The sequence below is a fragment of the Streptomyces sp. NBC_00669 genome (assembly GCF_036226785.1).
In the GTDB taxonomy this organism is placed as follows: domain Bacteria; phylum Actinomycetota; class Actinomycetes; order Streptomycetales; family Streptomycetaceae; genus Actinacidiphila.
Genome location: NZ_CP109018.1, coordinates 37,530 through 60,916 on the forward strand (window position 1 = coordinate 37,530; position 23,387 = coordinate 60,916).

Annotated in this window: 24 protein-coding genes; 8 read left to right on the forward strand and 16 right to left on the reverse strand. The window is 73.9% G+C overall.

Going from position 1 to position 23,387, the window contains the following annotated elements:
• The first annotated feature begins 13 nt into the window (after nt 1–13).
• A complete protein-coding gene (locus OG896_RS00175) occupies nt 14–577 on the forward strand; it encodes an AAA family ATPase (protein ID WP_329361165.1) in 564 nt (187 codons plus the stop codon).
• Here the strand turns inward: OG896_RS00175 and OG896_RS00180 are convergent.
• On the reverse strand, nt 574–1,257 hold the full coding sequence (locus tag OG896_RS00180) for a response regulator (protein WP_328473625.1): 684 nt from the start codon (nt 1,255–1,257) through the stop codon (nt 574–576). The two genes, OG896_RS00175 and OG896_RS00180, sit on opposite strands and share 4 nt — an antisense overlap.
• Nucleotides 1,254–3,026, reverse strand: coding sequence for a sensor histidine kinase (locus tag OG896_RS00185; protein WP_329361169.1), 1,773 nt, complete (start codon nt 3,024–3,026; stop codon nt 1,254–1,256). Before OG896_RS00185 ends, OG896_RS00180 begins: the two co-directional genes overlap by 4 nt.
• 226 nt (nt 3,027–3,252) lie before the next feature.
• Here OG896_RS00185 and OG896_RS00190 point away from each other — a divergent pair, with 226 nt between their 5' ends.
• A complete protein-coding gene (locus OG896_RS00190; protein WP_329361171.1) occupies nt 3,253–4,644 on the forward strand; it encodes a cation:dicarboxylate symporter family transporter in 1,392 nt (463 codons plus the stop codon).
• Between the two features lie 71 nt (nt 4,645–4,715).
• Here the strand turns inward: OG896_RS00190 and OG896_RS00195 are convergent, their stop codons facing one another.
• The 6 genes from OG896_RS00195 to OG896_RS00220 all read right to left on the reverse strand — a co-directional run bounded on the left by OG896_RS00195 (nt 4,716) and on the right by OG896_RS00220 (nt 10,054).
• A complete protein-coding gene (locus OG896_RS00195) occupies nt 4,716–5,753 on the reverse strand; it encodes a hypothetical protein (protein ID WP_329361173.1) in 1,038 nt (345 codons plus the stop codon).
• Between the two features lie 2 nt (nt 5,754–5,755).
• Nucleotides 5,756–6,682 carry an SRPBCC family protein gene (locus tag OG896_RS00200; protein WP_329361175.1) on the reverse strand — a complete coding sequence of 309 codons (927 nt, stop codon included), beginning with the start codon at nt 6,680–6,682 and terminating at the stop codon, nt 5,756–5,758.
• A 6-nt stretch (nt 6,683–6,688) separates the two neighbouring features.
• Nucleotides 6,689–7,396, reverse strand: a complete 708-nt coding sequence (locus OG896_RS00205) for a hypothetical protein (RefSeq protein ID WP_329361178.1) — start codon at nt 7,394–7,396, stop codon at nt 6,689–6,691.
• 601 nt (nt 7,397–7,997) lie between these two features.
• A complete protein-coding gene (locus OG896_RS00210; protein ID WP_329361180.1) occupies nt 7,998–9,014 on the reverse strand; it encodes an iron-containing redox enzyme family protein in 1,017 nt (338 codons plus the stop codon).
• On the reverse strand, nt 8,998–9,252 hold the full coding sequence (locus tag OG896_RS00215; protein ID WP_329373583.1) for a CDGSH iron-sulfur domain-containing protein: 255 nt from the start codon (nt 9,250–9,252) through the stop codon (nt 8,998–9,000). Before OG896_RS00215 ends, OG896_RS00210 begins: the two co-directional genes overlap by 17 nt.
• 118 nt (nt 9,253–9,370) lie before the next feature.
• The gene (locus OG896_RS00220; RefSeq protein ID WP_329361182.1) at nt 9,371–10,054 is read right to left on the reverse strand and encodes a HemK2/MTQ2 family protein methyltransferase; all 684 of its coding nucleotides are present in this window, start codon (nt 10,052–10,054) and stop codon (nt 9,371–9,373) included.
• Between the two features lie 455 nt (nt 10,055–10,509).
• Between OG896_RS00220 and OG896_RS00225 the strand changes: the two genes are divergently transcribed.
• The 3 genes from OG896_RS00225 to OG896_RS00235 all read left to right on the forward strand — a co-directional run bounded on the left by OG896_RS00225 (nt 10,510) and on the right by OG896_RS00235 (nt 14,566).
• Nucleotides 10,510–12,084, forward strand: coding sequence for an FMN-binding glutamate synthase family protein (locus OG896_RS00225; protein ID WP_329373584.1), 1,575 nt, complete (start codon nt 10,510–10,512; stop codon nt 12,082–12,084).
• Between the two features lie 30 nt (nt 12,085–12,114).
• The gene (locus tag OG896_RS00230) at nt 12,115–13,872 is read left to right on the forward strand and encodes a thiamine pyrophosphate-dependent enzyme (protein ID WP_329361184.1); all 1,758 of its coding nucleotides are present in this window, start codon (nt 12,115–12,117) and stop codon (nt 13,870–13,872) included.
• Between the two features lie 154 nt (nt 13,873–14,026).
• A complete protein-coding gene (locus OG896_RS00235) occupies nt 14,027–14,566 on the forward strand; it encodes a type 1 glutamine amidotransferase domain-containing protein (protein WP_329361186.1) in 540 nt (179 codons plus the stop codon).
• Nucleotides 14,567–14,702: 136 nt separating this feature from the next.
• Here the strand turns inward: OG896_RS00235 and OG896_RS00240 are convergent, their stop codons facing one another.
• The 7 genes from OG896_RS00240 to OG896_RS00270 are packed head-to-tail and all read right to left on the reverse strand — an operon-like array spanning nt 14,703 to nt 19,089.
• Nucleotides 14,703–16,520, reverse strand: coding sequence for a complex I subunit 5 family protein (locus tag OG896_RS00240; protein ID WP_329361188.1), 1,818 nt, complete (start codon nt 16,518–16,520; stop codon nt 14,703–14,705).
• Between the two features lie 4 nt (nt 16,521–16,524).
• Complete coding sequence (locus OG896_RS00245) at nt 16,525–16,872, reverse strand: sodium:proton antiporter (RefSeq protein ID WP_329361189.1); 348 nt, start codon at nt 16,870–16,872, stop codon at nt 16,525–16,527.
• Complete coding sequence (locus OG896_RS00250) at nt 16,872–17,621, reverse strand: MnhB domain-containing protein (RefSeq protein WP_402446441.1); 750 nt, start codon at nt 17,619–17,621, stop codon at nt 16,872–16,874. Before OG896_RS00250 ends, OG896_RS00245 begins: the two co-directional genes overlap by 1 nt.
• Entirely contained in the window at nt 17,618–17,932 is a 315-nt protein-coding gene (locus OG896_RS00255; protein WP_329361191.1) for a Na(+)/H(+) antiporter subunit B, read from the reverse strand. The genes OG896_RS00250 and OG896_RS00255 overlap by 4 nt, the downstream gene beginning before the upstream one ends.
• A complete protein-coding gene (locus tag OG896_RS00260) occupies nt 17,929–18,225 on the reverse strand; it encodes a cation:proton antiporter (RefSeq protein ID WP_329361193.1) in 297 nt (98 codons plus the stop codon). The genes OG896_RS00255 and OG896_RS00260 overlap by 4 nt, the downstream gene beginning before the upstream one ends.
• Before the next feature lie 55 nt (nt 18,226–18,280).
• Nucleotides 18,281–18,574: an MrpF/PhaF family protein gene (locus OG896_RS00265; RefSeq protein ID WP_329361195.1), complete on the reverse strand. Its 294-nt coding sequence runs from the start codon at nt 18,572–18,574 to the stop codon at nt 18,281–18,283.
• Nucleotides 18,571–19,089 carry a hypothetical protein gene (locus OG896_RS00270; RefSeq protein WP_329361197.1) on the reverse strand — a complete coding sequence of 173 codons (519 nt, stop codon included), beginning with the start codon at nt 19,087–19,089 and terminating at the stop codon, nt 18,571–18,573. Before OG896_RS00270 ends, OG896_RS00265 begins: the two co-directional genes overlap by 4 nt.
• A gap of 388 nt (nt 19,090–19,477) precedes the next feature.
• Here OG896_RS00270 and OG896_RS00275 point away from each other — a divergent pair, with 388 nt between their 5' ends.
• Genes OG896_RS00275 through OG896_RS00285 form a run of 3 tightly spaced genes read left to right on the forward strand, consistent with a single transcriptional unit; the run spans nt 19,478 to nt 22,045 of the window.
• The gene (locus OG896_RS00275) at nt 19,478–20,173 is read left to right on the forward strand and encodes a TetR family transcriptional regulator (RefSeq protein ID WP_329361199.1); all 696 of its coding nucleotides are present in this window, start codon (nt 19,478–19,480) and stop codon (nt 20,171–20,173) included.
• Nucleotides 20,166–20,984: an SDR family NAD(P)-dependent oxidoreductase gene (locus tag OG896_RS00280; RefSeq protein ID WP_443056890.1), complete on the forward strand. Its 819-nt coding sequence runs from the start codon at nt 20,166–20,168 to the stop codon at nt 20,982–20,984. Before OG896_RS00275 ends, OG896_RS00280 begins: the two co-directional genes overlap by 8 nt.
• 20 nt (nt 20,985–21,004) lie before the next feature.
• Nucleotides 21,005–22,045 carry an NAD(P)-dependent alcohol dehydrogenase gene (locus OG896_RS00285; RefSeq protein WP_329361201.1) on the forward strand — a complete coding sequence of 347 codons (1,041 nt, stop codon included), beginning with the start codon at nt 21,005–21,007 and terminating at the stop codon, nt 22,043–22,045.
• A gap of 391 nt (nt 22,046–22,436) precedes the next feature.
• Here the strand turns inward: OG896_RS00285 and OG896_RS00290 are convergent, their stop codons facing one another.
• Nucleotides 22,437–23,369: a hypothetical protein gene (locus tag OG896_RS00290; protein WP_329361203.1), complete on the reverse strand. Its 933-nt coding sequence runs from the start codon at nt 23,367–23,369 to the stop codon at nt 22,437–22,439.
• Nucleotides 23,370–23,387 lie beyond the last annotated feature (18 nt).

Below are 23,387 nucleotides of genomic sequence, written 5' to 3' on the forward strand. Positions count from 1 at the left end.
GAGGGGTGGACAGATGCTGGTGACGTTGACCGGAGGAGCCGGGGCGGGAAAGACCACGCTGGCCGCCGCGCTGGCGGCTGCCGCGCCCCGGTTCCCCGTACGGGTGCTGCACGGTGACGACTACTACTTCCGCAGTCCCGAGCACGGGGTGTGGGCGCCGGACGAGGCCGGGGCTCCGCGGCTGGACGTGGGCGACCCGCGGTCGCTGGACCTCGTACGCCTCGCCGCCGACGCCGACACCGCGCTGGCCGCCTCGGCCGTCGTCATCGTCGAGGGCCTCTTCGCCCGGCACCTCGAGTCTCGGGCGGCGGACGTGCGCTTCGACGTCTTCGTCGACCTGCCCGCCGACCTCCGCCTGGTCCGGAAGATCGAGCGCAAGTGCCTGCGGGACGGGTTCCCGCTCGACGTGCTCCTCCGCAACTACCGGCTCCACCGGCGCGGCGCCCACGCACGGCACGTCGAGCCGGTCCGCGACGACTGCGACCTGGTCGTCGACGGCGCCCTCCCCGTCGACGGCCTCGCCCGACAGGTCTGGGCGGCGATCGCCGCCGACGGGCTCCCTCCGGACTCGGCCTAATCGGCGGTCAGCCAGCGGTAGTGCAGCTCCGGGCGGCCGACCTGGCCGTACTGCGGGCTGCGCTCGACGCGGCCCTGCTCGACCAGGTGTTCCAGGTAACGGCGGGCCGTGATGCGGGAGATGCCGGCCGACGCGGCGGTCGCGGCCGCCGTCAGCCCGGCCGGGGCGACCCTGAGCGTGCGGACGACCGTCTCCAGCGTGGGGGCGCTGAGCCCCTTGGGCAGGGCCGCGGGCCTCGACGGGCGCAGCGTGGCCAGGGCCCGGTCGACCTCGTCCTGGCTGCCCGCCTCTCCTGCCGCGGCCCGGAACCGGGCGTAGCCGAGCAGCCGGTCGCGGAGCGTGGCGAACGCGAAGGGCTTGAGGATGTACTGCACGACGCCGAGCGAGACGCCCTCGCGGACCACCGCCAGGTCGCGGGCGGAGGTCACCGCGATGACGTCCATCCGGTGACCGGCGGCACGCAGCGAGCGGGCGAGCTCCAGGCCGTGGCCGTCGGGCAGGTAGAGATCGAGCAGGATCAGGTCGACCGGGGCGCGCAGCAGCAGGCGGCGGGCCTGCGCCGCGTTGTGGGCCTTGCCGACGGCGGTGAATCCGGGCACGCGGTCGACGTAGAGCGCGTGCGCGTCGGCGGCGACCGGGTCGTCCTCGACCACGAGCACGCGGATGGCCTGCTCGCTCATGCCTGTCCTCCTCCTGCCGGCCGGCCGGCGCCTTCTCGGGTGGGTACGGACACCGGTCCGGACACCGGTCCGGGGACGGGGACGGGGGCGGGGGCGGGGGCGGGGGCGGGGACAGATACGGCTACGGGTGCGGGGATCGGCTCGGACACCGGTCCGGGTCCGGGCTCCGGGCGCGGGGGCAGCCGCGCGGTGAAGACGGCGCCGCCCTCGGGCCCGGCGGTCAGCGCGAGCGTGCCGCCGTTGCGCGTCACGGCCTGCCGGGCCAGGGCCAGGCCGAGCCCGCGGCCGCCGGCCGGCGCGGGCTTCGTCGACCAGCCCCGTTCGAAGACCGCGTCGGTGTCGCCGGAGGGTACGCCGGGACCGGTGTCGGCCACCCGCAGCAGCAGCCCGCCGGGGGCCTCGCGGGCGGCGGTGACCGTGACCTCGATCCGTGCGGCCGGCAGGCCCTGTGTCGCGTCGACGGCGTTGTCGATCAGGTTGCCCAGGATGGTGACCAGGTCGCGCGGTGCCAGGCCGGCGGGCAGCAGCCCGTCCTCCAGTCGGCTGTCGTCCGTGATCACCAGCTCGACCCCCTGCTCGTTGGCCTGCGCCGCCTTGCCCAGCAGGAGCGCGGCAAGCACGGGTTCGTCGACCGCCGCGACCACCTGGTCGGTGAGGGCCTGCGCCGCCCGCAGTTCGGACGTCGCGAAGTCCACCGCCTCGTTGCCGCGGCCCAGTTCGACCAGTGAGACGACCGTGTGCAGCCGGTTGGCCGCCTCGTGCGCCTGGGCGCGCAGGGCCCGGCTGAAGCCCCGTTCGGAGTCCAGTTCGCCCATCACCACCTGGAGTTCGGTGTGGTCGCGCAAGGTCACCATGGTGCCGCGCTGCTCGCCGCCGGAGACCGGCGCGGTGTTGACGACGACGACCCGCTCGGCGGTCAGGTGGAGTTCGTCGACGCGCGCCTCGGGGGCCAGCAGCGCCGCGGTCAGGGCGTCGGGCAGGCCGAGTTCGGCGACCTGCCGGCCCACGGCCTCCTCGTCCAGGCCCAGCAGTTCGCGCCCGCCGTCGTTGATGAGCGCGATGCGCTGCTCGCCGTCGAGCAGCAGCAGTCCCTCCCGTACGGCGTGCAGCGCGGCCTGGTGGTAGTCGTGCATGCGGTGCAGGTCGCGGGCGTTCATGCCGTGGGTGTGGCGGCGCAACCGGGCGTTGACCAGGTAGCTGCCGATCCCGCCGAGGGCCAGCGCGCCGGCCGCGACGCCGATCAGCGCGGCCAGTTGCTTGCGGGAGCGCGCGCTGATCGCCTCGACGGTGATGCCGGCGCTGACCAGCCCGGTGATCCGGGTGCCGGACCGGATGGGGGTGATCACCCGTACCGACGGCCCGAGCGTGCCGGTGTAGGTCTCGGCGAAGGTGTGGCCGTGCAGCGCCGGTGCGATGTGGCCCAGGTAGCGGTGGCCGATCTCGGCGGGGTCGGGGTGGGTCCAGCGGATGCCGTGGGTGTCCATGATCGTCACGAAGTCCACCCCGGTGTCGCGCTGCACGGACCGTGCGTACGGCTGGAGTTCCGCCGTGGGATCGCCGCCGCGCGCGGCCTGCTCCACCGCGGGGGTGTCGGCGACCGCCCGGGCCACCGCGGTGGCCTGGCGGCGGGCGGACTGCTCGGCCTGGCGCCCGTCGCTGACGTAGCCGAAGATCGCGCAGGCGGTCACCGCCAGGGCGACCAGGACGGCCTGCATCGCGAACAACTGCCCGGCCAGGCTGCGGGGGTAGGGCATACGTGGCGCCGCCATGGCATCGGCCCGCCTCTCGACTCTGCGTGAACTCAACGAACACAACCGTGACGCACGTCACGTGGCCCGCGATAGTCGCGGGGACCGCCAGGACGTGAGCCGCACGCACTGCCGTGTCCCGGACGCCCGCCCGCGAGCCCGTGAACCCGCGAGCCCGTGGACCCGCGGCCCCGCGACCCTGGGGCGCACGCCCCGGACGCCACCGACGTCGTCAAGGAGACCAGCCATGCCCGTATCGCCGGCGGGGGCACCGCCCGCCCCCCAGCGGGACCGCACACAGTACCTGTACCTCGCCGTGATCGTCGCGGTGCTGCTCGGCATCGCCACGGGCTTCCTGTGGCCGCACTTCGCCAGGGAACTCAAGCCGCTGGGAACCGGGTTCGTCTCCCTGATCGAGATGATGATCTCGCCGGTGATCTTCTGCACGATCGCGCTCGGCGTCGGCTCGGTCCGGCAGGCGGCGAAGGTCGGCCGGGTCGGCGGCCTCGCGCTCGGCTACTTCGTGGTCATGTCGGCGGTCGCGCTGGCCATCGGCCTGGTCGTCGGCAACATCCTGCACCCGGGCGCCGGACTCCACCTGACCGAGGCGACCCGGCACATCGGCCATACCGCGGCGGCCGATGCCCATGTCGGCCCGGTCGACTTCCTGCTGGGCATCATCCCCACCAGCCTGCTGTCGGCCCTCACCCAGGGCCAGGTGCTCCAGACGCTGCTGGTCGCCCTGCTGGTCGGCTTCGGCCTCCAGGCGATGGGGCGCTCCGGAGAGCCGGTGCTGCGCGGCATCGGGCACCTCCAGAAGCTGGTGTTCCGGGTGCTGTCCATGATCCTGTGGGCCGCGCCGATCGGGGCGTTCGGGGCGATGGCCGCGGTCATCGGCGAGACGGGCACGGACGCGCTCAAGGCCCTGGCCACCATCATGATCGGCTTCTACATGACCTGCGTGCTGTTCGTCGTCGTGGTGCTCGGCACGGTGCTGCGGCTGGCCACCGGCGTCAACCTGTTCCGGCTGCTGAAGTACCTGGGCCGGGAGTTCCTGCTGATCCTGTCCACCTCGTCGTCGGAGTCCGCGCTTCCCCGGCTCATCGCGAAGATGGAGCACCTGGGCGTCAGCCGCCCTGTCGTCGGTGTCACGGTGCCGGCCGGGTACTCCTTCAACCTCGACGGCACCATGATCTACCTGACCATGGCCTCGCTGTTCATCGCGGACGCGCTCGACCGGCCGATGGGCCTGGGCCAGCAGATCGGCCTGCTGCTGTTCATGATGCTGGCCTCCAAGGGCGCCGCGGGCGTGTCGGGTTCCGGGATCGCCGTCCTGGCCAGCGGCCTCCAGTCGCACCAGCCCGCGCTGGTCGACGGCGTCGGCCTGATCGTCGGCATCGACCGCTTCATGAGCGAGGCGCGCGCCTTGACCAACTTCGCCGGCAACGCGGTGGCCACCCTGCTCGTCGGGACCTGGGTGCACGAGGTCGACAAGGAGCGGGTCGCGCGGGTGCTGGCGGGCGAGTTGCCGTTCGACGAACGCACCCTGGTGGACGCGGAGCCGGCGTCCACCCCCGAGGCCGCCGGAGCCCCCGAGGTCCCAGCCCCCGGCGGCGCACCGGACCCCGCCTACGGGTGAGGCGATCACGCGGCCCGCGTAGCGGGCGCCCGGCGGTCTACGGGTAGTACGGGGTATAGGTGACCGCGGGGTCAGCGCGGCCGGTGGCGGCGGGAGGCGGCCGCGCGGCGCGAGGGAGCGGGACGGCGGTGGCCGTGGCGACGGGGGCGGTGCCGGGAAGGACCGGCGTACTCGGGTGCGCGCTCTTGCGGCCGCTCGGCGTCCGGCGCCGTGCTCTCCTTCTCCGCGTCCTCCGCGTCCTCCGCGCTCTCCGTGTCCTTCGCGCTCTCCGCGTCCTCCACGTCCTCCGCGCCCCCCGCGTCCTCCACGGAGCCCTTCGCCGTCTCGCCGGCCTCGTCCGCGGCGTGCTCCGTGGCCCCGTCCGCGAGGTCCTTCGCCGTATCCACCGTGTCCGCCGCGCCTTCCGCGGTCGTGCTCGCCGTCGCGCTGATGTCCTCGACGGCTTCGCCCGCGGCATCGGACGCCGTGTCCGCGACCTCCCCCGCGGCGTCGCCCACCGCCGACCCGGCCGCCTCCGTGGCCTTGCCGGCACCCGAGCCGACGTCCTCGACGGCCTTGCCGGCGCCCGAGCCGACGTCCTGGACAGCTTCACCCGCGCCCGAGCCGACCTCCTGGACGGCCTCGCCCGCGCCGGCGCCGACATCCTGGACGGCTTCGCCCGCCCCGGAACCCAGTTCGCCGACGGCGCGGCCGGCGCCCTCACCGACGGACCGAGCCGCCTCGCCCACCGGCCGGGTGATCTGTTCGAGGATCTGCGGGTTGCGGTCGATGGTGCGCAGCACGTTGGCAAGGATCGCCGCCACGTTGTCGAGGCGGACCTTGAGCAGCGCCTGCGCCTGGACACCGGTGATGTCGAGTGCGACCCGGCCGAGCACGACGTCCACTCCGACCTCGAGTTTGAGAAGGTCGAGCACTTCCGCATGGAGCGCCACGCGTGCCCGCAGATCCTGGACGTCGAGATCGATCTCGTCGACGTGGAGGTCCTTGACGTCGAGCAGGACGTCCGGATCGTCACTCGTGCTGCGGGCGGCCTCCTGCGGCGCCCCCGCCTCGTCCGGCACCACCTCCACCTCGTGCGAGGTCTCGTCCGTCTTCCGGTCACCGTCCATGGTCAGCCGGCCTCTTCCTCGGCCTCGTCGTCCTCGTCGACGCCTTCTTCTTCCTCGTCGTCCTCGGCGTCCTCGTCGCTGTCGTCCTCGTCGTCCGCTTCCGCCTCCTCCTGTTCCATGGCCTCCTCGTGGGTCTGTACGACCTCGCCCTCGCGGATCTCGCCGCGCCAGCCCTCGGCCTCCTCCTCGGCGAAGGTCACGTACCGCTGGAAGTTCTTGAAGTCCAGCCGCGCCCGGCGGCCCTGAGCACGCCAGAGGTTGCCGGTCTTCTCCACGATGCCGGTCGGGTAGTAGACGAGGACGAGGATGATCCGGGTGAGCGTCGGGGTGATCTCGTGGAAGCTGACGGCACCCTGCGTGGTGCCCAGGGACCCCTCGGACTTCCAGACGATACGGTCGTCGGGAAGCTGCTCCTGGACGGTCGCCTTCCAACTCCGGGTGGACGGGCCGATCTTGACCGTCCACTCGCTGGTCGCCTCTTCGCCGCGCTCAGCCTGCTGGACCCCCTTGGTGAACCCGCTGAAGTTCTCGTACTCGGTCCAGTGGTCGTACGCGGTGCGCAGCGGGACCCCGACGTCGATCATCTCGACGATGTTCGTGGCCTTGGTGTCGCCCGACGAGTCGTCGCCCGAACCGCCGCCGGAGACGGCGTCCTTGATCTTCCCGGTGACGCCGCTCTTGATGTCCTCGCCCTTCTCGGCGGCGATCGCGGCGGCCGGCGACTCACCGTGCAGGACGCGCTTGCCGACCTTCGGGACGGTGCCGCTGTCCTCGTCGACATCCATCAGCTTGTCGGTCGCGTCGGTCAGCCTGCTTCCGGCCTTGCGGGCGGCGTGCTTGGCGCGGGCGCTGAGATAGTGGCTGACTTCGTGCCTGAGCAGGGTGATCGGGCTCGGGTCGGTTTCGTTGGTCTTCTGGTCGGTCGCCATGAACGGTCACCTCTCCCGCCGGGCCTGCGGGGTTGCCTTCTTGCCGGGTCGGCTCTTCTTCGCCGTCGTCTTCCGAGCGGGTGACGGCTTCTTGCCGCCGGGTTTTCCGCTCGGTGCCTTCGCCGCGGCCGGCTTCTTCGGAGCCGCCCGCTTCTTGGGTGCCGCCCGCTTCTCCGGCACGGCCTTCTTGGCAGCCTTCTTGGCGGCCGGCTTGGCGGCCTTCTTGGCGGCCGGCTTCGGCGCGGGCGGTTCGGCTTCACCCCCCGCCTCGTCCTCGACGGCGGTGTCGTCGTCGGCCTCGCCGCCGTTGCCGTCGCTGCTGTCGGCCGCCTCCGGTGCCGCCGATTCCCCGTCGTCCGCGGGTTCGTCGTTCAGGCCGAGCGTGCGCTCGTGCAGCGCCCCGGTGAGCGCCGTGATGCCGTGGTTCGCCACGCCGCGGGCGGCCCGGCTGAGGCGGCCGTGCGCGTGCGCACCGCTGCCGGTGCCGTGGCCGCCCTCCGGGGCCGTACCGCCCTCGTCGTCGCCACCACCCTTGAGGGACGCCGGTACGCCGGGCACCTTGCGGACGCCGTCCGCCACGAGCGAGCCCGGCCGCAGGCCCCTGCCGGCCAGCAACGCGGCGGCGGTCAGCGCCATCTGGCCCTTCTTGCCGCGGCCGAGCAGGTACCCTCCGGCCACGGCCGCGGCCATGCCGAGGTTCTTCGGTTCGCCCATCACGCTTCGCCTTCTCACCGTCGAGTGCGCGGTTCCGGACGAGGTCCGGCATCGCGTCCGAGGCCGGCTCCTCCGCACGCCGGGGTGGCCGCGCGAAGTGGTCACGTCCACGAGTCGCCGCCCGGCCGCCCCCCGCCCGGGATGGCACCAGAGGTGCGGCCCGGGGTGGTCCGCCTTCACGGCACCTCGCCCTTCCAGCCAGTCTCGTCCTCTTCCACGGCTTCGCATCTGGAGAGGACGACATGCCGCTGACGCTTCCGCCGCCGACGACCTGAATCAGCGCGGCACACCGCCTGTTGGGCCGCGAAAGACACCTGTTGTCGGCCGACCACGGACAGCGCCCGCGCGGTCACTCCCCGGCTCGACCGCCCCGCGCGCAGCTCAGCTTGACCGCGGTGAGCCTCCGGGAGGTGTCCGTCTGCGGGCAGCCGAGTCCATCCCCTGATCCACCGCTGCGTACGTTCCTCGCCGGACCGCGATCCGGGAGGCCAAGTGGACCCGCCCGTCGCCGGCCGGGCCGGCGGTCCGAAGACACCCGGCCGGCGGTGGGCGACGGCAGGCACGGCGGCGACGCCACGTCGGCGAGGGCCGCCGCCTGCCGTCACAGCGGGTGGCGCAGGGCCGATCCTCCCGACCGCCACGCACCCAGGAGGTGCGCGGCCAGGCGGTCCTCCAGGAGGACGGTGGTGTCCACCCCGAAGGCGACGTCGCCGGCCAGGTGCGGCTCGTCGGCGAGCAACCCGCCGACCACCTCGTGCCGTACCACCTGCTCGTGGACCGCGTCGGCCTCGACGTGCTCGGTGTAGAACCGCACCGCCGCAGGGCCGGCCCCGGTACGGCGCATGGCGGCGGCCAGTCGCCGCGAGCCGGGCGACGAGGTCACCTCGACGCAGCCGAAGTGCCCCACCAGAGCCCCCCGCGACCGGCGGTGCATGCCGAACAGGGTCATCAGGTTGACGACGGCGAGCATCTCCGCGGGCGCGTGGTCCACGTAGCGGCCGTAGGCGGTGTCCAGGTCCAGGTCGTCCATCAGGTCGGCGAAGAGCCGGGCGTGCACCTCCTCGGCCCTTCCCGCGCCGAACTCGTCGTACTCGATGGCGACCATGGCGGCCTTCGCCCGCCCGCGCAGTCGCGGGATGACCCAGGCGTGCGGGTCGGCCTCCTTCAGGTGGTACAGCGAGCGCAGGGCCGCGTACTCGCGCACCTGCCCCAGGGCGCCTTCGTGTTCGAGGTGGTACGCGACGCTCCCGCTCCGGTCGGCGGGCTCGACGAGGAGGTCGGCGAACGCGTCCTCCGGAGCGCGGCCGGGTACGTCGTCGCGCAGTGCACGCAGGAAGCGGTCCTCCAGCGCCTCCCGGAGCGGCGCGAGGACGGGCGCCCATTCCATGGACTCGTCGACCCCGGCGAAGCCACGGTAGTGCAGTTCGTACAGCAGGTAGAGGGCCAGTTGCAGGTCGTCCCCGTAGGGCGCGTCGGTCGTGGCCGCGTGGCGCAGGTGGTGCGGGCCGGGCCGGTGGTTCGCGGTCAGGGCCACCACCACGGCGCTCGACAGCGGTCCGCGTGAGCTGGGCACCGCGGGTGCGGTCCGGTCGCGCTCGGTGCTATTCCGGGTCGCCACGTGGCTCGTCCCTTCCGGATTGTTCGGTCACGCACGGACGGCGGTGACGGCGGTGGCTGGTGTCGCACCAGGGGGCGGTTCGGGTACGCCGGCACGTGCAGATCGCGACCGCGAACCGGTCGCTGGCAGCCACGGTGCCGTCTTCACGGACCACCTCGACCGGGCCCTCGACCAGGATCGGCCCCTCGGGATCGACGGTGATCCGGCGGGGGCGGCGATCCCGTACGGCGTCGGGCAACTCGGGCTCGCGCGGCTCGACTTCACGAGGGTCGGGGTGCGCGACGGCCTCGCGTGAGTCCGCCCCGCGTGACCCGGCCCCGTGTGCCTCGGCGTCGTGCGTCTCGGCGTCGTGCGTCTCAGGTTCGCGCGGCACGGATCACCACCAGTTCCTCGTGCTCTTCGCCCGGCCCGATCAGGCCCTGCGCCCGCAGCCAGGGCAGGCGGCGTCCGAGTACCGGCCCGAAGGGCACGTACTCGCGCGCCACGACCTCGGCGGCCAGACCGGCACTCTCCAGTTGCCCCAGCGTGAGGTCCACCCCGCACAGGCCGGAGTGCACCATCAGCAGGACGCCGGCCGGGCGCAGCAGCGCCGGAGCGTGCGAGCAGACCCGGTCCACGACGTGTCTCCCGTCGTTTCCCGCGTCCCAGGCCCTGGCGGCGCCGGCCGGCGGCCTCGACTGCGGCGAGGGCACATAGGGCGGGTTGGTCACGACCATGTCGTAGGTGCGCCCCCGGGCCGGGCCGGCCAGGTCGCCGCGGCGGACCCGAACGCGCTGCCGCTGCAACACCGCGTTGGCACGGGCGCTCAGCACCGCCCGCCAGGAGACGTCGGTGGCAGCCACCCGGGCGCCCATGCGAGCGGCCAGCACCGCCAGCGCCCCGCTGCCGGTTCCGATCTCGAGCACGTCCGCCCCTGCGAGCGCTTCCTCCGCCCGCAGGGCACGGCCGAGCAACCGCGTGTCGGCCTGCGGCAGGTACACCCCCGGTAGCGCCCACACCTTGCCGGAGCCCCGGCGGAGCGGCTCAGCGACGGTCGTCACGGAAACACCTCTCGGTCTTGCGGTCCCGGCCTCCCCGGGGCCGCCGGTGTCGCAGGTCGAGCCTGTCGGTATCGAGGGGCTCACCGGCATCGGGGAACTCACCGGCCCGGACGGAGCAGGGCCTTCGTGCGGCCGTCGCCGCGCTCGGGCGACCGCGGGCCGGATGCCGCCCGGGAGGGATCTATGGTGCATAGCGTGGCCAAAGCCTTCAAACGTGGCATCTCCATGTCCAGTCGGTTACCCCCGCACCGGGAATGACACGTGCCGGGCCGCATCGAAGCACGTCCCTCACGAAAATCGGTCGGCCCGGACACGGTCCGTGAAGGGCGCCGGGAGGCGGTCACGGCGGGGCCGGGCCGCCCGAGCCCGGGCATGACCGAACGTCGTCGGGCATGACCGGAACTTGACGCGGCGGGCAGCATGCGGAGGACCTGCGCGGTAATGCGGCAGGGGTGATGAGATCCCTTGCGGTGGCCCTGACCCTGCTCGCCGCCGTTGCCGCGGCCGTCGCCGCGGTGGCGGCCAGTCCGTGGTGGTGGGTCGCCACGGTGCCTCTTGCCGCGCTGGGGCTGCTCGGCTTGTACGACCTGTCGCAGCGCCGCCACTCGGTCCTGCGCAACTACCCGGTCCTCGGCCACGCCCGTTTCCTGCTGGAGAAGATCCGTCCGGAGCTCCAGCAGTACTTCATCGAGCGGAACTTCGACGGGCGCCCCTTCGACCGTGACACCCGCAGCATCGTCTACGAGCGGGCCAAGGGCACCGACGCGGAGCAGCCGTACGGCACCGAGCGGGACGTCTACGCGACCGGTCACGAGTTCCTCGTCCCGTCCATGGCCCCGCGCCCGGTGCCCGACGAGCCGCCGCGGGTGCGCATCGGCGGCCCGGACTGCACCAAGCCGTACGACATGGCGCTGTTGAACGTCTCCGCCATGAGCTTCGGATCTCTGTCGGCCCAGGCGGTCATGGCCCTCAACAAGGGAGCGGCGGCAGGCGGGTTCGCGCACGACACGGGCGAGGGCGGCCTGTCGGAGTACCACCTGCGGCACGGTGGTGACCTGGTCTGGGAGATCGGCACCGGCTACTTCGGCTGCCGCGACAAGGACGGCGGCTTCGATCCCGGGGAGTTCGCCGACAAGGCCGGTCACGACAACGTCAAGTGCGTGTCGCTGAAGCTCTCCCAGGGGGCCAAGCCCGGCATCGGGGGCGTGCTGCCCGGTGCCAAGGTCAACGCGGAGATCGCCCGGGTGCGGGACGTCCCGCAGGGGCGGACCGTCGTGTCGCCGCCCTACCACCGGGCGTTCGGCACCCCCCGCGAACTGGTCCGGTTCGTCGCCCGGATGCGCGAGCTCTCCGGTGGCAAACCGGCCGGATTCAAGCTCTGCGTCGGCTCGCGCGGCCAGTTCCTGGCCGTCTGCAAAGCGATGGTCGAGGAGGGCACCACGCCGGACTTCATCATCGTCGACGGCGCTGAAGGAGGCACCGGCGCGGCGCCGCTGGAGTTCGCCGACCACATCGGCACCCCTCTCACCGAGGGTCTGATCACCGTGCACAACGCGCTGGTCGGCGCCGGGCTGCGGGACCGGGTCCGGATCGGCGCCAGCGGCAAGATCGCCACCGGCTCCGACCTCGTCAAGCGGATGCTCCAGGGCGCCGACTACGGCAACGCCGCCCGCGCCATGATGTTCGCGGTCGGGTGCATCCAGGCCCAGCGCTGCCACACCAACACCTGCCCGGTCGGCGTCACCACCCAGGACCCGCGGCGCGCCCGCGCCCTGGACGTGGGCGACAAGTCGGCGCGCGTGCAGCGCCTGCAGTCCGCGACGGTGGCCAGCGCGCTGCAGATCATGGCGTCCATGGGTGTCGGCGACGCGTCCCAGCTGCGTCCGCACATGCTGCGGCGGCGGATCGATCCGTACACCGTCCGCTCCTACGAGGAGTTGTACGACTGGCTGTCGCCCGGGCAGCTCCTGGCGGAGCCGCCCGCGTCATGGGCCGCCGACTGGGCCGCCGCCGATCCCGACCACTTCTGAGCCGTCCCAACCACCCCTGTTGGAGGAACCGTGGCCCGCACCGTTGCCCGCGTCATCGTGGACGCTCTCGCCGAACTCGAAGTGCGCCAGGTCTTCGGCGTCGTAGGCGACGCCCTGAACCCGTTGACCGACGCCATCCGCACCACCGACGGCGTGGAGTGGGTGGGCTGCCGGCACGAGGAGGCCGCGGCCTTCGCCGCGAGCGCCCAGTCCCAGCTCACCGGGCGGCTCGCGGTGTGCATGGGCACGGTCGGCCCCGGCTCGGTGCACCTGCTCAACGGCCTCTACGACGCGGCCAAGAGCCACACCCCGGTGCTGGTCATCGCCGGGCAGGTGCCGCTGGCGGAGCTGGGCAGCGACTACTTCCAGGAGGTCGACAACGACGCGCTCTTCAGCGACGTGGCCGTCTTCCGCGCCACGATCACCTCCCCCGGGCAACTGCCGCTGCTGCTGGAGACCGCGGTCCGCAACGCCCTCGGGCGCAAGGGCGTCGCGGTGCTGACGGTGCCCGGCGACATCGGCGAGCAGGAACTCCCCGACGACCGGCCGTCCCGCTTCTCGGTCACCACGCCGACCACCCGCCCGGACGAGGACGCCGTGCGCGCGGCCGCCGGCCTGCTGGAGGAGGCGGAGCGGGTCACCCTGCTGGTCGGGCGCGGCGCGCGTGAGGCCCGCGACCAGGTACTCGCGCTCGCCGACCGGCTGGCCGCGCCGATGGTGCTCACCTTGAAGGCCAAGGAGGGCTTCGAGGGCGACAACCCCTTCCAGGTCGGCCAGACCGGCCTGATCGGCAACCCCGCCGCGGCCGCCGCGCTCCAGGACGCCGACACCCTCCTGCTGCTGGGCACCGACTTCCCGTACCGCGACTGGTATCCCGAGGGCCGCACGGTCGTCCAGGTCGACACCGAGCCGACCCACATCGGGCGCCGGGTGCCGGTGGAGATCGGCCTGGTCGGCGACGTCGGCGCGACGGTCCGCGACCTGCTCGCCCACCTGTCCGCTCCGGCCCCCGACGGCGGCCGTGACCGAGGGCACCTGGAGAAGTCCGTGCGGCACTTCGCCTCCTGGCGCGAGGGCCAGGACCGGCTGGCCGCGCCCGGCCACGACAAGGGGCTGATCGGACGGGTCCGTTCGGCGCTGGACAACCGCGCCCACGACATCCGCCCCGAGGCGCTGGCCGCCGCGGTCGACCGGTACGCCGCCGACGACGCCGTCTTCACCTCCGACACCGGCATGGCCACGGTCTGGCTCTCCCGGTTCGTGGAGATGCGCGGCACGCGCCGCCTGCTGGGCTCCTACAACCTCGGCTCGATGGCCAACGCCATGCCGCACGCGCTCGGCGCGCAATTCCTGGACCGCGACCGGCAGGTCGTCGCGTTCTGCGGCGACGGCGGCCTGAGCATGCTGCTCGGCGACCTGATGACGCTCAGGACCTACGACCTTCCGGTGACGCTCGTCGTCTTCGACAACCGCCGCCTGGGCATGGTGAAACTCGAACAGGAGCAGTCCGGCCTGCCCGAGTTCGGCACCGTCCTGGACAACCCCGACTTCGCCGCGGTCGCGACCGCCCTGGGACTCACCGGCATCCGCGTCACCGACCCCGCCGAACTCGACGAGGCGGTGCGCACCGCGCTGGACGTGCGCGGCCCCGTGCTGCTCGATGTCGTCACCAACCCCGACGAGATCGCCGTCCCCGCCAAGCCCACCGTCGAGCAGGGCTGGGGCTTCGCGGTCGCCAAGATGAAGGAGATCGTCCGCAGCCACGGCGACGACACCCCGGAGGGCTGAGCCACGAGCGCCCCGGCGGGCGGGAGCCGAGTACGCCTCGCGGTGGGCAGGCGACGGGACGCCGGGGCGCGGATGCCGTTTTCGCTGCACGGCGACGGGTAGCCGCAGCGTGAACGTTTCGAACGGGGCTCCGGCAACGAGAGGACGTGATGTCGTGCGAGCCGCATTCCTGACCGCGACCGAGGGCGTCGAGCAGGTGGAGCTGACCTCCCCCTGGCAGGCGCTGTCCGACGCGGGCGTGACGCCGTCACTGATCACCCCCGAGGCAGGCGAGGTCCAGGCGTTCCACCACCTGGACAAGGCCGACACCTTCCCGGCCGACCTCGCCGTGGACGAGGCTTCCGCGGCGGACTTCGACGTGCTGGTCCTGCCCGGCGGCGTCGCCAACCCGGACGCGCTGCGCCAGGACGCCAAGGCGCTCGACCTCGTACGCGGGTTCTTCGCCGCCGGCAAGCCGGTCGCGGCGATCTGCCACGCCCCGTGGACCCTGGTCGAGGCGGACACGGTCCGTGGCCGGACGCTCACCTCGTGGCCGAGCCTGCGGACGGACCTGCGCAACGCGGGCGCGACCTGGGTGGACGAGGAGGTGAAGGTGTGCACGGCGGGCCCCAACGCCCTCATCACGAGTCGTAAGCCCGACGACCTGCCGGCCTTCAACCGCACCGTCCTGCAAGCGGTGACCCGCCCGGCCTGAGCCTGCTTGGCCCGAGCCTGCCCGGGCGGGTCCGGCCCGGCGTGCGCCGCGCGGTGATCCGCGCACGTGATGACGCGTTGACGCCGGGGCTACCGCCCCCTCAGGTCTGCGCGCCGGATCAGGTCTGCGCGCCGGATCAGGTCTGCGCGCCGAACGCGGCGCACAGGGCGGCGACACCGAGGGCGAGCCACGCGACGTAGTCGCCCAGGTGCCCGGAGTGCAGCCGCCGCAGCCCGGTCACCAAGGCGCGCACCCCCCGGTGCAAGGGCAGCCGGACGGGGCGCAGCACCGCGAGGACCGCGAACGCGGCCGCGGCGGCGGCCGACCCGCCGCCCAGCAGCAGCCCCTCGGCGGTCCACGCCGACGCGACGTGCGGCAGCACCGCCCGGTGCGCGACGGCGGGACCGAGGACGGCGGCACGGTAGACGGCGGGGTCGGTGAAGACGGCGGCGCCGCGGGCGAGCGAGCGCGCCACGGCAGGCAGGCAGCCGACCACGGCGCACAGGGCGAGCAGGAGGGCGGGCACCGCCACCATCATCGGCGGCAGCGCCCGCCCGGGCTCCCTGACTTCGGGTTCCTCGCCCTCTCCGCTGGTCTCGGCCTCGCCGGGCCGGCTGTGCGGAACCGGTCCGGCGCCCCAGAAGATCCGCAGGGCCGCCCGGAGCAGCGCTCCCCCGGTCAGCGCGGACGTGAGGACGTACACGGCCGGGAGCCACGCCTGGCTGTGGCCGGCCGCGGCCTCGCCGAGGGCCTTGCCCAGCCCGGTGCCGAACGGCGGCAGCCCGGCCAGCGCGAGCGCGCCCAGCACGAACAGCACGCCCAGCAGCCGCAGATCGCGCGCCCGACCGTACAGGCCGTGCTCGTCGACGGAGCCGTAGCGGTCCAGGAGCACACCGGTCAGGCCGAACAGCGCCGCCTTCGCGCAGCCGTGCGCGGCCACGTAGACGGCGGCGCCGGCCACGCCGCCGGGGGTGAGCAGCGCGATGCCCACCATGAACAGCCCGACATGGCCCACGGTCGAGTACGCGAGCATGCGCTTGAGGTGCCGCTGCTGCCAGCACATCGCGGCGCCGACGAGCGCGGTGAGCACGCCCAGCGCGGTGAAGGTGTGGCGGAACGCGTCGTGCGGGATGCCGCCAGGACCGGAGAAGACCGTCCAGTACACGCGCCCGATCCCGTAGGCGCCCAGCTCGACCATCGCGCCGGACAGCAGCATGCACACCGGGGTCGGGGCGACGGCGTGCGCGTCGGGCAGCCAGAAGTGGAACGGCACCACCGCGGCCTTGACCAGCATGGCGGTGACCACGAGCACGAAGGAGACCACGACCAGCAGGTCGGTCCGGTGCTCCCCCATCGCCCGGCCCATCGCGGCGAGGTTCAGCTGCCCGGTGCGGGCGTAGAGCAGCCCGATGCCCAGCAGCGAGCAGTACGCGGCGAGGGAGTTGACGATCCCGAAGGTGAGGGCGCCCTGGAGCGGGCGCGGGTCCTCGATGCGGTAGCCGGTCAGGGCGTATCCGGCGGCGCCCATCAACTCGAAGAACACGAAGGCGTTGAACAGGTCGCCGGTCAGGGCGAAGCCGACCATGCCGGCCTGGAAGGTCAGCACCATCGCGGGGAACAGGCCCGCGCGTTCACCTCGCGGCTCGTCGAAGTACCGCCAGGAGTAGGCCAGGACCGCCAGCACCAGACATGACGCGAGGAGAGCCAGGCCCGCGCCGACCCGGTCCGCGGCGAGCACGATGCCGATCTGCGCCGGCCAGCCGCCGACCGGTGTGACGGCGACGCCCTGGATGTGCGACCACAGCAGCGCCAGGCACACCACGTCGGCCGCGGCGGCGCCGGTGGCCAGGACGTCGCAGCCGGTGCGCGGCAGTACCCGGCCCGCGACGGCCAGCAGGGGCGCGCCGAGCAGCGGGATCGCCACTGCCAGCGGCAGCAGGGTCGCGTCCGTCACACCGTCAGCCCCTCAGCGCGGTCAGCGACTCGGGATCGACGGTTCCGTGCCGCTTGCGCAGCTGGATCGTGAGGGCGAGCAGCAGGGCGGTGACCGTCGCGCCGACGACGATGTCGGTGAGGGCGAGGGCCTGGACGATCGGGTCCACCACCGGGCGCGAGCCGGGTCGGAGGTCGGAGAACACCGGGGCGGTGCCGTGGTCGCGGTAGCCCACGGCGAGCAGCAGGACGTACGTCGAGGACTGGGCGACGGCCAGGCAGCCGATCGCGTGGATCAGGTTCCGGCTGGTCACCAGTCCGTAGAGGGCCACGAGCAGAATCCAGCCCGCGGCCAGGTAGGGCCACACGCCCATCAGGCGTCCTCCTCCTGTGTACCGGTCCCGGTGACCTCGACGGCCTGGTCGAGGAAGTGCGCGAGCAGCACGATCACCCCGGAGGCCACCTCGACGCCGACCGCCGCGTTGAACAGCGGCACCATGCCTCCCGAGGTGATCTTGTTGAAGGTGCCCAGCGGCAGGACGTTCTTCAGGAACGCGCCGCCCGCGGCCAGCCCGGCCACGCCCATCGCGGTGAAGGACGCCGCCGCGAGCGAGTCGGCGATGTCCAGGACGACCAGCGGTCGCAGCCGCTGCAACACGCGGTAGTCGGCGGCGACATAGCCCAGGTGGAGCGCGGTGGCCAGCACCACCCCGCCCTGGAACCCGCCGCCGGGGCTGAGCTGGCCGTGGGCGACGATGTACACCCCGACCACCACGGTCACCGGCAGCAGCACGGCTCCCAGCAGCCGGGTGGTGGGCAGGACGGTCTCCGACGCGGCGGCGTGCTGGCGTTCGTCGCGGGCGAGACGCAGGAGCAAGGTCGCCCCGAGTACCGTGCAGAAGAGGATCGACTCCTCGCCGAGGGTGTCGAAGGCGCGCAGGTCGAAGTTGACCGACGAGACGACGTTGGCGGTGCGGTGGGCGAGCGCCGCGGCCACCGCGCGCTCGCCGTAGGGGTGCGAGGCTCCGCCGAACGACGGGAGTTCCCGGCAGGACAGGGTGAAGTAGACGCCGATCACCGCGGCGGAGACCAGGAACAGCAGCAGACGTGCCCGGGGACTCACGACCCGGTCCCGCCCCGCGGGCCCTGGTCGCAGGGCCCGGACCCGCCGCCGGCGGGCTTCGCGGCGTCGGCCACCGAGCGGCGTCTGACCTTGCGGACCGTCAGCAGGATGAGCAGCGGTGTGAGCACGGTGCCGACCGCCAGTTGCGACAGCGCCACGTCGGGTGCCTGCAGCACGGCGAACAGCACGGCCAGGCCGAGTCCGAGGACGCCCAGCAGCACCGCCTGCCGCACGGGCTCGCGGCACAGCACCGCCAGCGTGGCGGCCACCACCACGAAGCCGAGCGCGACGCCGATGAGTGCGGTGTTCACCGCTGCTCCCCCTCGCCGGACTCCCACGCGGCCTTCCCGACGGCGATCGTGCCGGCCGTGCCGCCGGCCGCGAACAGCAGCCCGATCAGCAGGGTCTTGACCGCCGCGCGTCCGGGGCCCTGCTGGACCGCGACGGCGAGCGCGATCAGCGGAACGCCCAGGCAGGACGAGACGGCCAGCGCGTGCAGGCGCATCAACGTTCCCTTCAGCCGTACCAGGGCCAGCGCCGACAGGAGCACGCAGGCCACGCCCGCCCACAGCAGCGCCAGGGCCACCACGTGACCGGCGGTCATCCGCGGTTCACCGCGGACGTGTCGTACCGAAGTCCCACCATGTCCTGCTGTCCTCTCAGTCGCTGGATCGGTGCCGCTCCTCCACGGGGGCGTCGCTCCCCTCCCCCGCGACGAAACGGGCGAAGACGAGCGTCCCGGCCGGTGCCAGCACCGCCAGCACCAGCGCCAGGTCCTGGTACGACGACCGGTCGTAGCCCTGCGGCAGGACGAGGAACACCGCGCCCACCACCGTGGAGAGCGACGACAGGGCGACGAGCCGCCGCACCGGGGAGCCGGACGCGGCGACCCACAGGCACGCGGGGCCGGCGCCGGCGAGCAGCACGAGGGCCGCGGCCGTCCACGCGTTCACCGCGGACCGCCCGGGCCGCCTGGACCGCCGAACGCGCGTTCCATCACGCCGGGTTCGGGGCGCAGGGCATGCACCCGCACCCCGGGGGCGGGGCCGTCGCCGTTCCCGCCGTTCTCCGCGCTCTCCTCGTCGCCGCCCTCGCCGGTCCCCAGGACGCACGTGTCCGCGGAAGCGCCCAGCAGCAGCCCCGCCCAACCGGCTCCGGTGCCCGGACGCAGCACGACCCGGCGCACCGCGCCCGACCGCCTCCCGCCGGCACACGTGTCGCGGGCCAGCACGGCGGCGCCGCGGACGAGCGACCAGGGCAGTACCGCCAGCGCGCGGGGAGCTCCGCGGCCGCGCGGCCGCCCGAGCCGTACCGCCCGCCTGATCCGCCGGGCCGCGAACGCCGCGCCGAGCCCGGCCACGGCGGCGACCGCCAGCTCGACAGGTCCGACCGAGCTGATCAGCACCACCGTGAGCGCGACCATGACGACCCACCACGCCGCGACCTCGGTCACCGCTGTGCGCACCATGCCCGCCGCCTCCCGCCGTTGACGCCCGCTCCCGCCGTGCCGTCCATTCTCGAAGCCCGGCCGGACCGGCCTCCGGCGCGGACCGCCGCCGCGCCGCACACCACCCGAACAGCGGCATCCGGCAGACCTCGGCAGCCGCGCGACGACCCGTCTTCCCGGCTGCGCGGCGGACACACCTGGGCCGCGCCACCGGAGCGGGGACGCGCGCTCTGGTGTGCGGGCGGGGCGACGGACGGGCAGCGGAGGCCGTTCACGGCGCCTGACGTCCAGGCGGTATCGGCTTCCCGGGCGCCCCGCGCGACCGCGACAGCTCTCAGATGTCCCGGTGGGACATATGTCTCATCGGGAAATATGTCCCACCGGGACATCCGGACGTACGGTCGAAGGCATGGACGCCGAGGAAGCAGTACCGAGTGGCACCGCCGTGGCGGACCGGCGGCTGCTGCGGGCGCGCCGCACCCGCAGGGCGCTCGCCACCGCCGCCGTCGAGCTGATCCTGGAACGGGGTCTGGCCGCCACCACGGTGGAGGCGATAGCCGAACGCGCGGACGTCACGCGGCGCACCTTCAGCCGATACTTCACCGGCAAGGAGGACGCGGCCCTCGGCTTCGTCCGCGACGACGGCGAGCGGATCAACGCGGCGCTGCGCGCCCGGCCGGCCGGCGAACCGCCGCTGCTGGCCTACCGCCGGGCCGTCCGCGCCTGGCTGGCCGACCCGCACACGCCCGCGGCGCACCTGCGCCCGCAGATGCGCCGGATCATCGGCCTCCTCGACCAGGAGCCCACCTTGTTCGCCGCGTACGAGCGCATCCGGGTCGACGCCCAGGACGAGTCGACCCGGATCATCGCCGACCGCCTCGGCACCGACGACCTCCGGGACCTGCGCCCGGCCGTCGTCGTGGAGGCCGCGGCGGGCGTGCTGACCGCGGGGCTGCGCGCCTGGGCGCGCGGTCCTGACCACCAGGACGGGGCCGGCACCGAACTCGCCGACCTCGTGGAACGGGCGTACGACGCCCTGTCCTGGGAAGTCGCCTCCGCGGCCTCCCACCGCACCACCGAGGAACCACGCACTACCGATGAGTGAGACCACCATGAGCACCACCTCCCGCACCACCACCCCCTCCCCCGCTCCCGCCGCCGACGCGGCCGAGTTCGCGGGCCGCACCGCCCTGGTCACCGGGGCCGCGTCCGGCATCGGCCTGGCCACCGCCCGGCGGCTGGCCGCCGGCGGCGCACGGGTCGTCATCGCCGACTTCGACGTCCCGGGCGCCGAGAAGGCCGCCGCCGAACTGACCGCCGAGGGGCGGCAGGCCGCGGCGACCGCGCTGGACGTCACCCGGCCGGACTCGGCCGAGGCGGCCGTCCGCTTCGCCGTCGAGACCTTCGGCGGCCTCGACCTCGCCGTGAACAACGCCGGGATCGGCGGCCCGAGCGCGCCCACCGGGGCGTACGACATCGCGGAGTACGACCGGGTCATCCGCACCAACCTCGACGGCGTCTTCTACTGCCTGCGCCACGAGCTGCCCGCCATCGAGGCCGCCGGCCGCGGCGGCGCCATCGTCAACGTGGCCTCCATCCTCGGTTCCGTCGGCTTCGCCGGCTCGCCCGCTTACGTGGCCGCCAAGCACGGCGTGGTCGGGCTGACCAAGACCGCCGCCGCCGAGTACTCCGCCCGGGGCATCCGGGTCAACGCGGTCGGCCCCGGCTTCATCGAGACCCCGCTGCTGAACCGGATGGACGAGCAGGCCCGGGCCGCGCTGGTCGCGCTGCACCCGGCGGGGCGGCTGGGCCGGCCCGAGGAGGTCGCGGAGCTGATCGCGTTCCTGCTCTCGGACCGCGCCTCGTTCGTCACCGGCAGCTACCACCTGGTCGACGGCGCCTACACCGCCGTCTGACCCTCGGAGAGGAGATCACCGTGAAGGCACTGCAATACCGCACCATCGGCGCCGCCCCCGAGGTGGTGACCGTGCCGGACCCCGAGCCCGGTCCCGGCCAGGTGCTGCTGAAGGTCACCGCCGCCGGCGTGTGCCACAGCGACATCGCCGTCATGAGCTGGCCCGCGGACAGCTTCCCGTACGCGCTGCCGCTCACCCTCGGCCACGAGGGCGTCGGCACGGTCGCCGCGCTCGGCGCCGGCACGACCGGGGTCCGCGAGGGCGACGCCGTCGCCGTCTACGGCCCGTGGGGCTGCGGCCGGTGCGCCAAGTGCGCCGAGGGCAAGGAGAACTACTGCCTGCGCGCCGACGAGCTGGGCATCCGCCCGCCGGGCCTGGGCGCGCCCGGCGCGATCGCCGAGTACCTTCTCGTCGACGACCCGCGCCACCTCGTCCCGCTGGAGGGGCTCGACCCGGTGGCCGCGGTGCCACTGACCGACGCCGGCCTGACGCCGTATCACGCCATCAAGCGGGCGCTGCCGAAGCTGGTTCCGGGCTCCACCGCCGTCGTCATCGGCACCGGCGGCCTCGGGCACACCGCGATCCAGCTGCTGCGGGCGCTGAGCCCGGCCCGGATCGTCGCTCTGGACGTCAGCGAGGACAAGCTGCGGCTGGCCCGCCGGGTCGGCGCCCACGAGGCGGTGCTCTCCGACGACGACGCGCCCGCCACCGTCCGCGAGTTGACCGGCGGGCTGGGCGCGCAGGCGGTCTTCGACTTCGTCGGAGCCCCGCCCACCGTCCGGATCGCCGGGGCCGTGGCCGGGGTGGAGGCCGAGGTGTCCCTCGTGGGCATCGGCGGCGGCACGCTGCCGGTCGGGTTCGGCGCGATGCCGTTCGAGGTCTCGGTCAGCGCTCCGTACTGGGGCAGCCGCTCGGAGCTCCAGGAGGTGCTGGCCCTCGCCCGCGCCGGCGCGGTCTCCGTCCACACGGAGACCTTCTCCCTGGACGAGGCGCCGCGCGCGTACGAGCGGCTGCACGCCGGCACGGTCAACGGCCGCGCGGTCATCCTCCCCAACGGCTGACCGCCCCCGCCCCGGCGGCCCCCGGTACCCCCGGGTGCCGCCGGGGCCGGCGGGTACGACGCCACCGCATCACCGGCGACGCCCACGTCACCGGCCGGCGGCGGGCAAGGCACCCGCTCGGGCGCCGAAGCGGTCGGGGTACGGGCAGATCTCCCACGCCTCGTCAGGGCGATCTGCTCCAGCCCAACCAGAGGTGCCGGTCGCCGCACTGCCATACACCTCGGCAGGCGCGCGTGCCGTCCTGCGCCCGACGCGCGAGGACCAGCGCGGTGCGGGTCATCGACGGCCGCAGGTCGGGCGACGCGGTGCCGCCGGGGTGCTCTTCGGCTGCGCGTCGTGGCGCTGAACCGCGCTCTTCGGCCGCGCGTCATGGCCCCGGTGCGTCCGCTCCTCAGGCAACGGGCCACTCCCGGCCCGCGGTTGCCTCGCGTGCGAGGCGACGCCACCGCGTCTCCCCGCCGGGCAGGGGCCACGCCCAGGTCGGCTGGTGCGCGGTGTGCAGCTCGTGCAGGTGGCGGGCGAGCCGCTGGCCGGCGGTGGCGGCGCCGTCCGGGACCGCGGGGCCGTGGACGGCGCGCAGTTCGGCGAAGCGGGCCAGTTCGGACGCGTAGGAGTCCACGGCCTCGTCGGTACGCGCGGCCAGGTCGTCGCGGGGCACCGTGCGGTGCACGTGCAGCAGCGCGGGCTCGACGGACTCGGCGACGGCCGCGGCCAGCCGCGCGTGACCGTCCAGGATCAGGTGGCAGTCCAGGCCGCTGACCCACCACAGCAGGACGGGTGGCAGCGTCCCTTCACGGGCCTGCTTGCGGTACGCCTTGACCCGGCTGTCCTCGGCGCCGGGCATCGGCCGCAGCGGGAGGACCTCCCACGAGCCGGAGTGGACGAACCAGTCGATGTACCCGTCGGGATGGCCGTCGACGAGCACCGAACCCCAGTACCGGGCGTGCGAGACGCCCGGATGGCGCCACCGCAGCAGCGGACTTTCGCTCGACAGCAGCCATCTGCCCTCGTGCAGCGGGCTGTCCGCCGCGTCGGCGAGGTACCGCGCGAAGCGGTGGGCCCACCGTTCGGGACGGCCCGCCAGGGCGCGCCCCGTATCGGCGCGCAGCGGCGGGACGAAGGAGCGGTACGCGTCGGTGCGCCAGAAGTCCACACCCTGGAACCGCTCCTGGACGACGGCGAGCAGCACGGGCCGCGACCGCTGGGCAACCAGCAGCCGCGTCCCGGCGCTGAACACGCGCAGCCCCGGCAGGTCGCGATCCCGTACATCCAGGGACAGCCCCACCCAGGTGCCGTCGTCCCGCGTGACGTCGCTGCGCTGCATGGCGCGAGCGTAGACGGC

Excerpts from the sequence above, each read along its gene's own strand:
- OG896_RS00205 (WP_329361178.1), bottom strand. The coding sequence starts at position 7,396 with ATGGGCGAACCGAAGAACCTCGGCATGGCCGCGGCCGTGGCCGGAGGG.
- OG896_RS00195 (WP_329361173.1), bottom strand. The coding sequence starts at position 5,753 with ATGGACGGTGACCGGAAGACGGACGAGACCTCGCACGAGGTGGAGGTG.
- OG896_RS00190 (WP_329361171.1), top strand. The coding sequence starts at position 3,253 with ATGCCCGTATCGCCGGCGGGGGCACCGCCCGCCCCCCAGCGGGACCGC.
- OG896_RS00260 (WP_329361193.1), bottom strand. The coding sequence starts at position 18,225 with ATGACCGCCGGTCACGTGGTGGCCCTGGCGCTGCTGTGGGCGGGCGTG.
- OG896_RS00185 (WP_329361169.1), bottom strand. The coding sequence starts at position 3,026 with ATGGCGGCGCCACGTATGCCCTACCCCCGCAGCCTGGCCGGGCAGTTG.
- OG896_RS00225 (WP_329373584.1), top strand. The coding sequence starts at position 10,510 with ATGAGATCCCTTGCGGTGGCCCTGACCCTGCTCGCCGCCGTTGCCGCG.
- OG896_RS00270 (WP_329361197.1), bottom strand. The coding sequence starts at position 19,089 with ATGGTGCGCACAGCGGTGACCGAGGTCGCGGCGTGGTGGGTCGTCATG.
- OG896_RS00200 (WP_329361175.1), bottom strand. The coding sequence starts at position 6,682 with ATGGCGACCGACCAGAAGACCAACGAAACCGACCCGAGCCCGATCACC.
- OG896_RS00280 (WP_443056890.1), top strand. The coding sequence starts at position 20,166 with ATGAGTGAGACCACCATGAGCACCACCTCCCGCACCACCACCCCCTCC.
- OG896_RS00180 (WP_328473625.1), bottom strand. The coding sequence starts at position 1,257 with ATGAGCGAGCAGGCCATCCGCGTGCTCGTGGTCGAGGACGACCCGGTC.
- OG896_RS00245 (WP_329361189.1), bottom strand. The coding sequence starts at position 16,872 with ATGGGCGTGTGGCCCTACCTGGCCGCGGGCTGGATTCTGCTCGTGGCC.
- OG896_RS00275 (WP_329361199.1), top strand. The coding sequence starts at position 19,478 with ATGGACGCCGAGGAAGCAGTACCGAGTGGCACCGCCGTGGCGGACCGG.
- OG896_RS00175 (WP_329361165.1), top strand. The coding sequence starts at position 14 with ATGCTGGTGACGTTGACCGGAGGAGCCGGGGCGGGAAAGACCACGCTG.
- OG896_RS00290 (WP_329361203.1), bottom strand. The coding sequence starts at position 23,369 with ATGCAGCGCAGCGACGTCACGCGGGACGACGGCACCTGGGTGGGGCTG.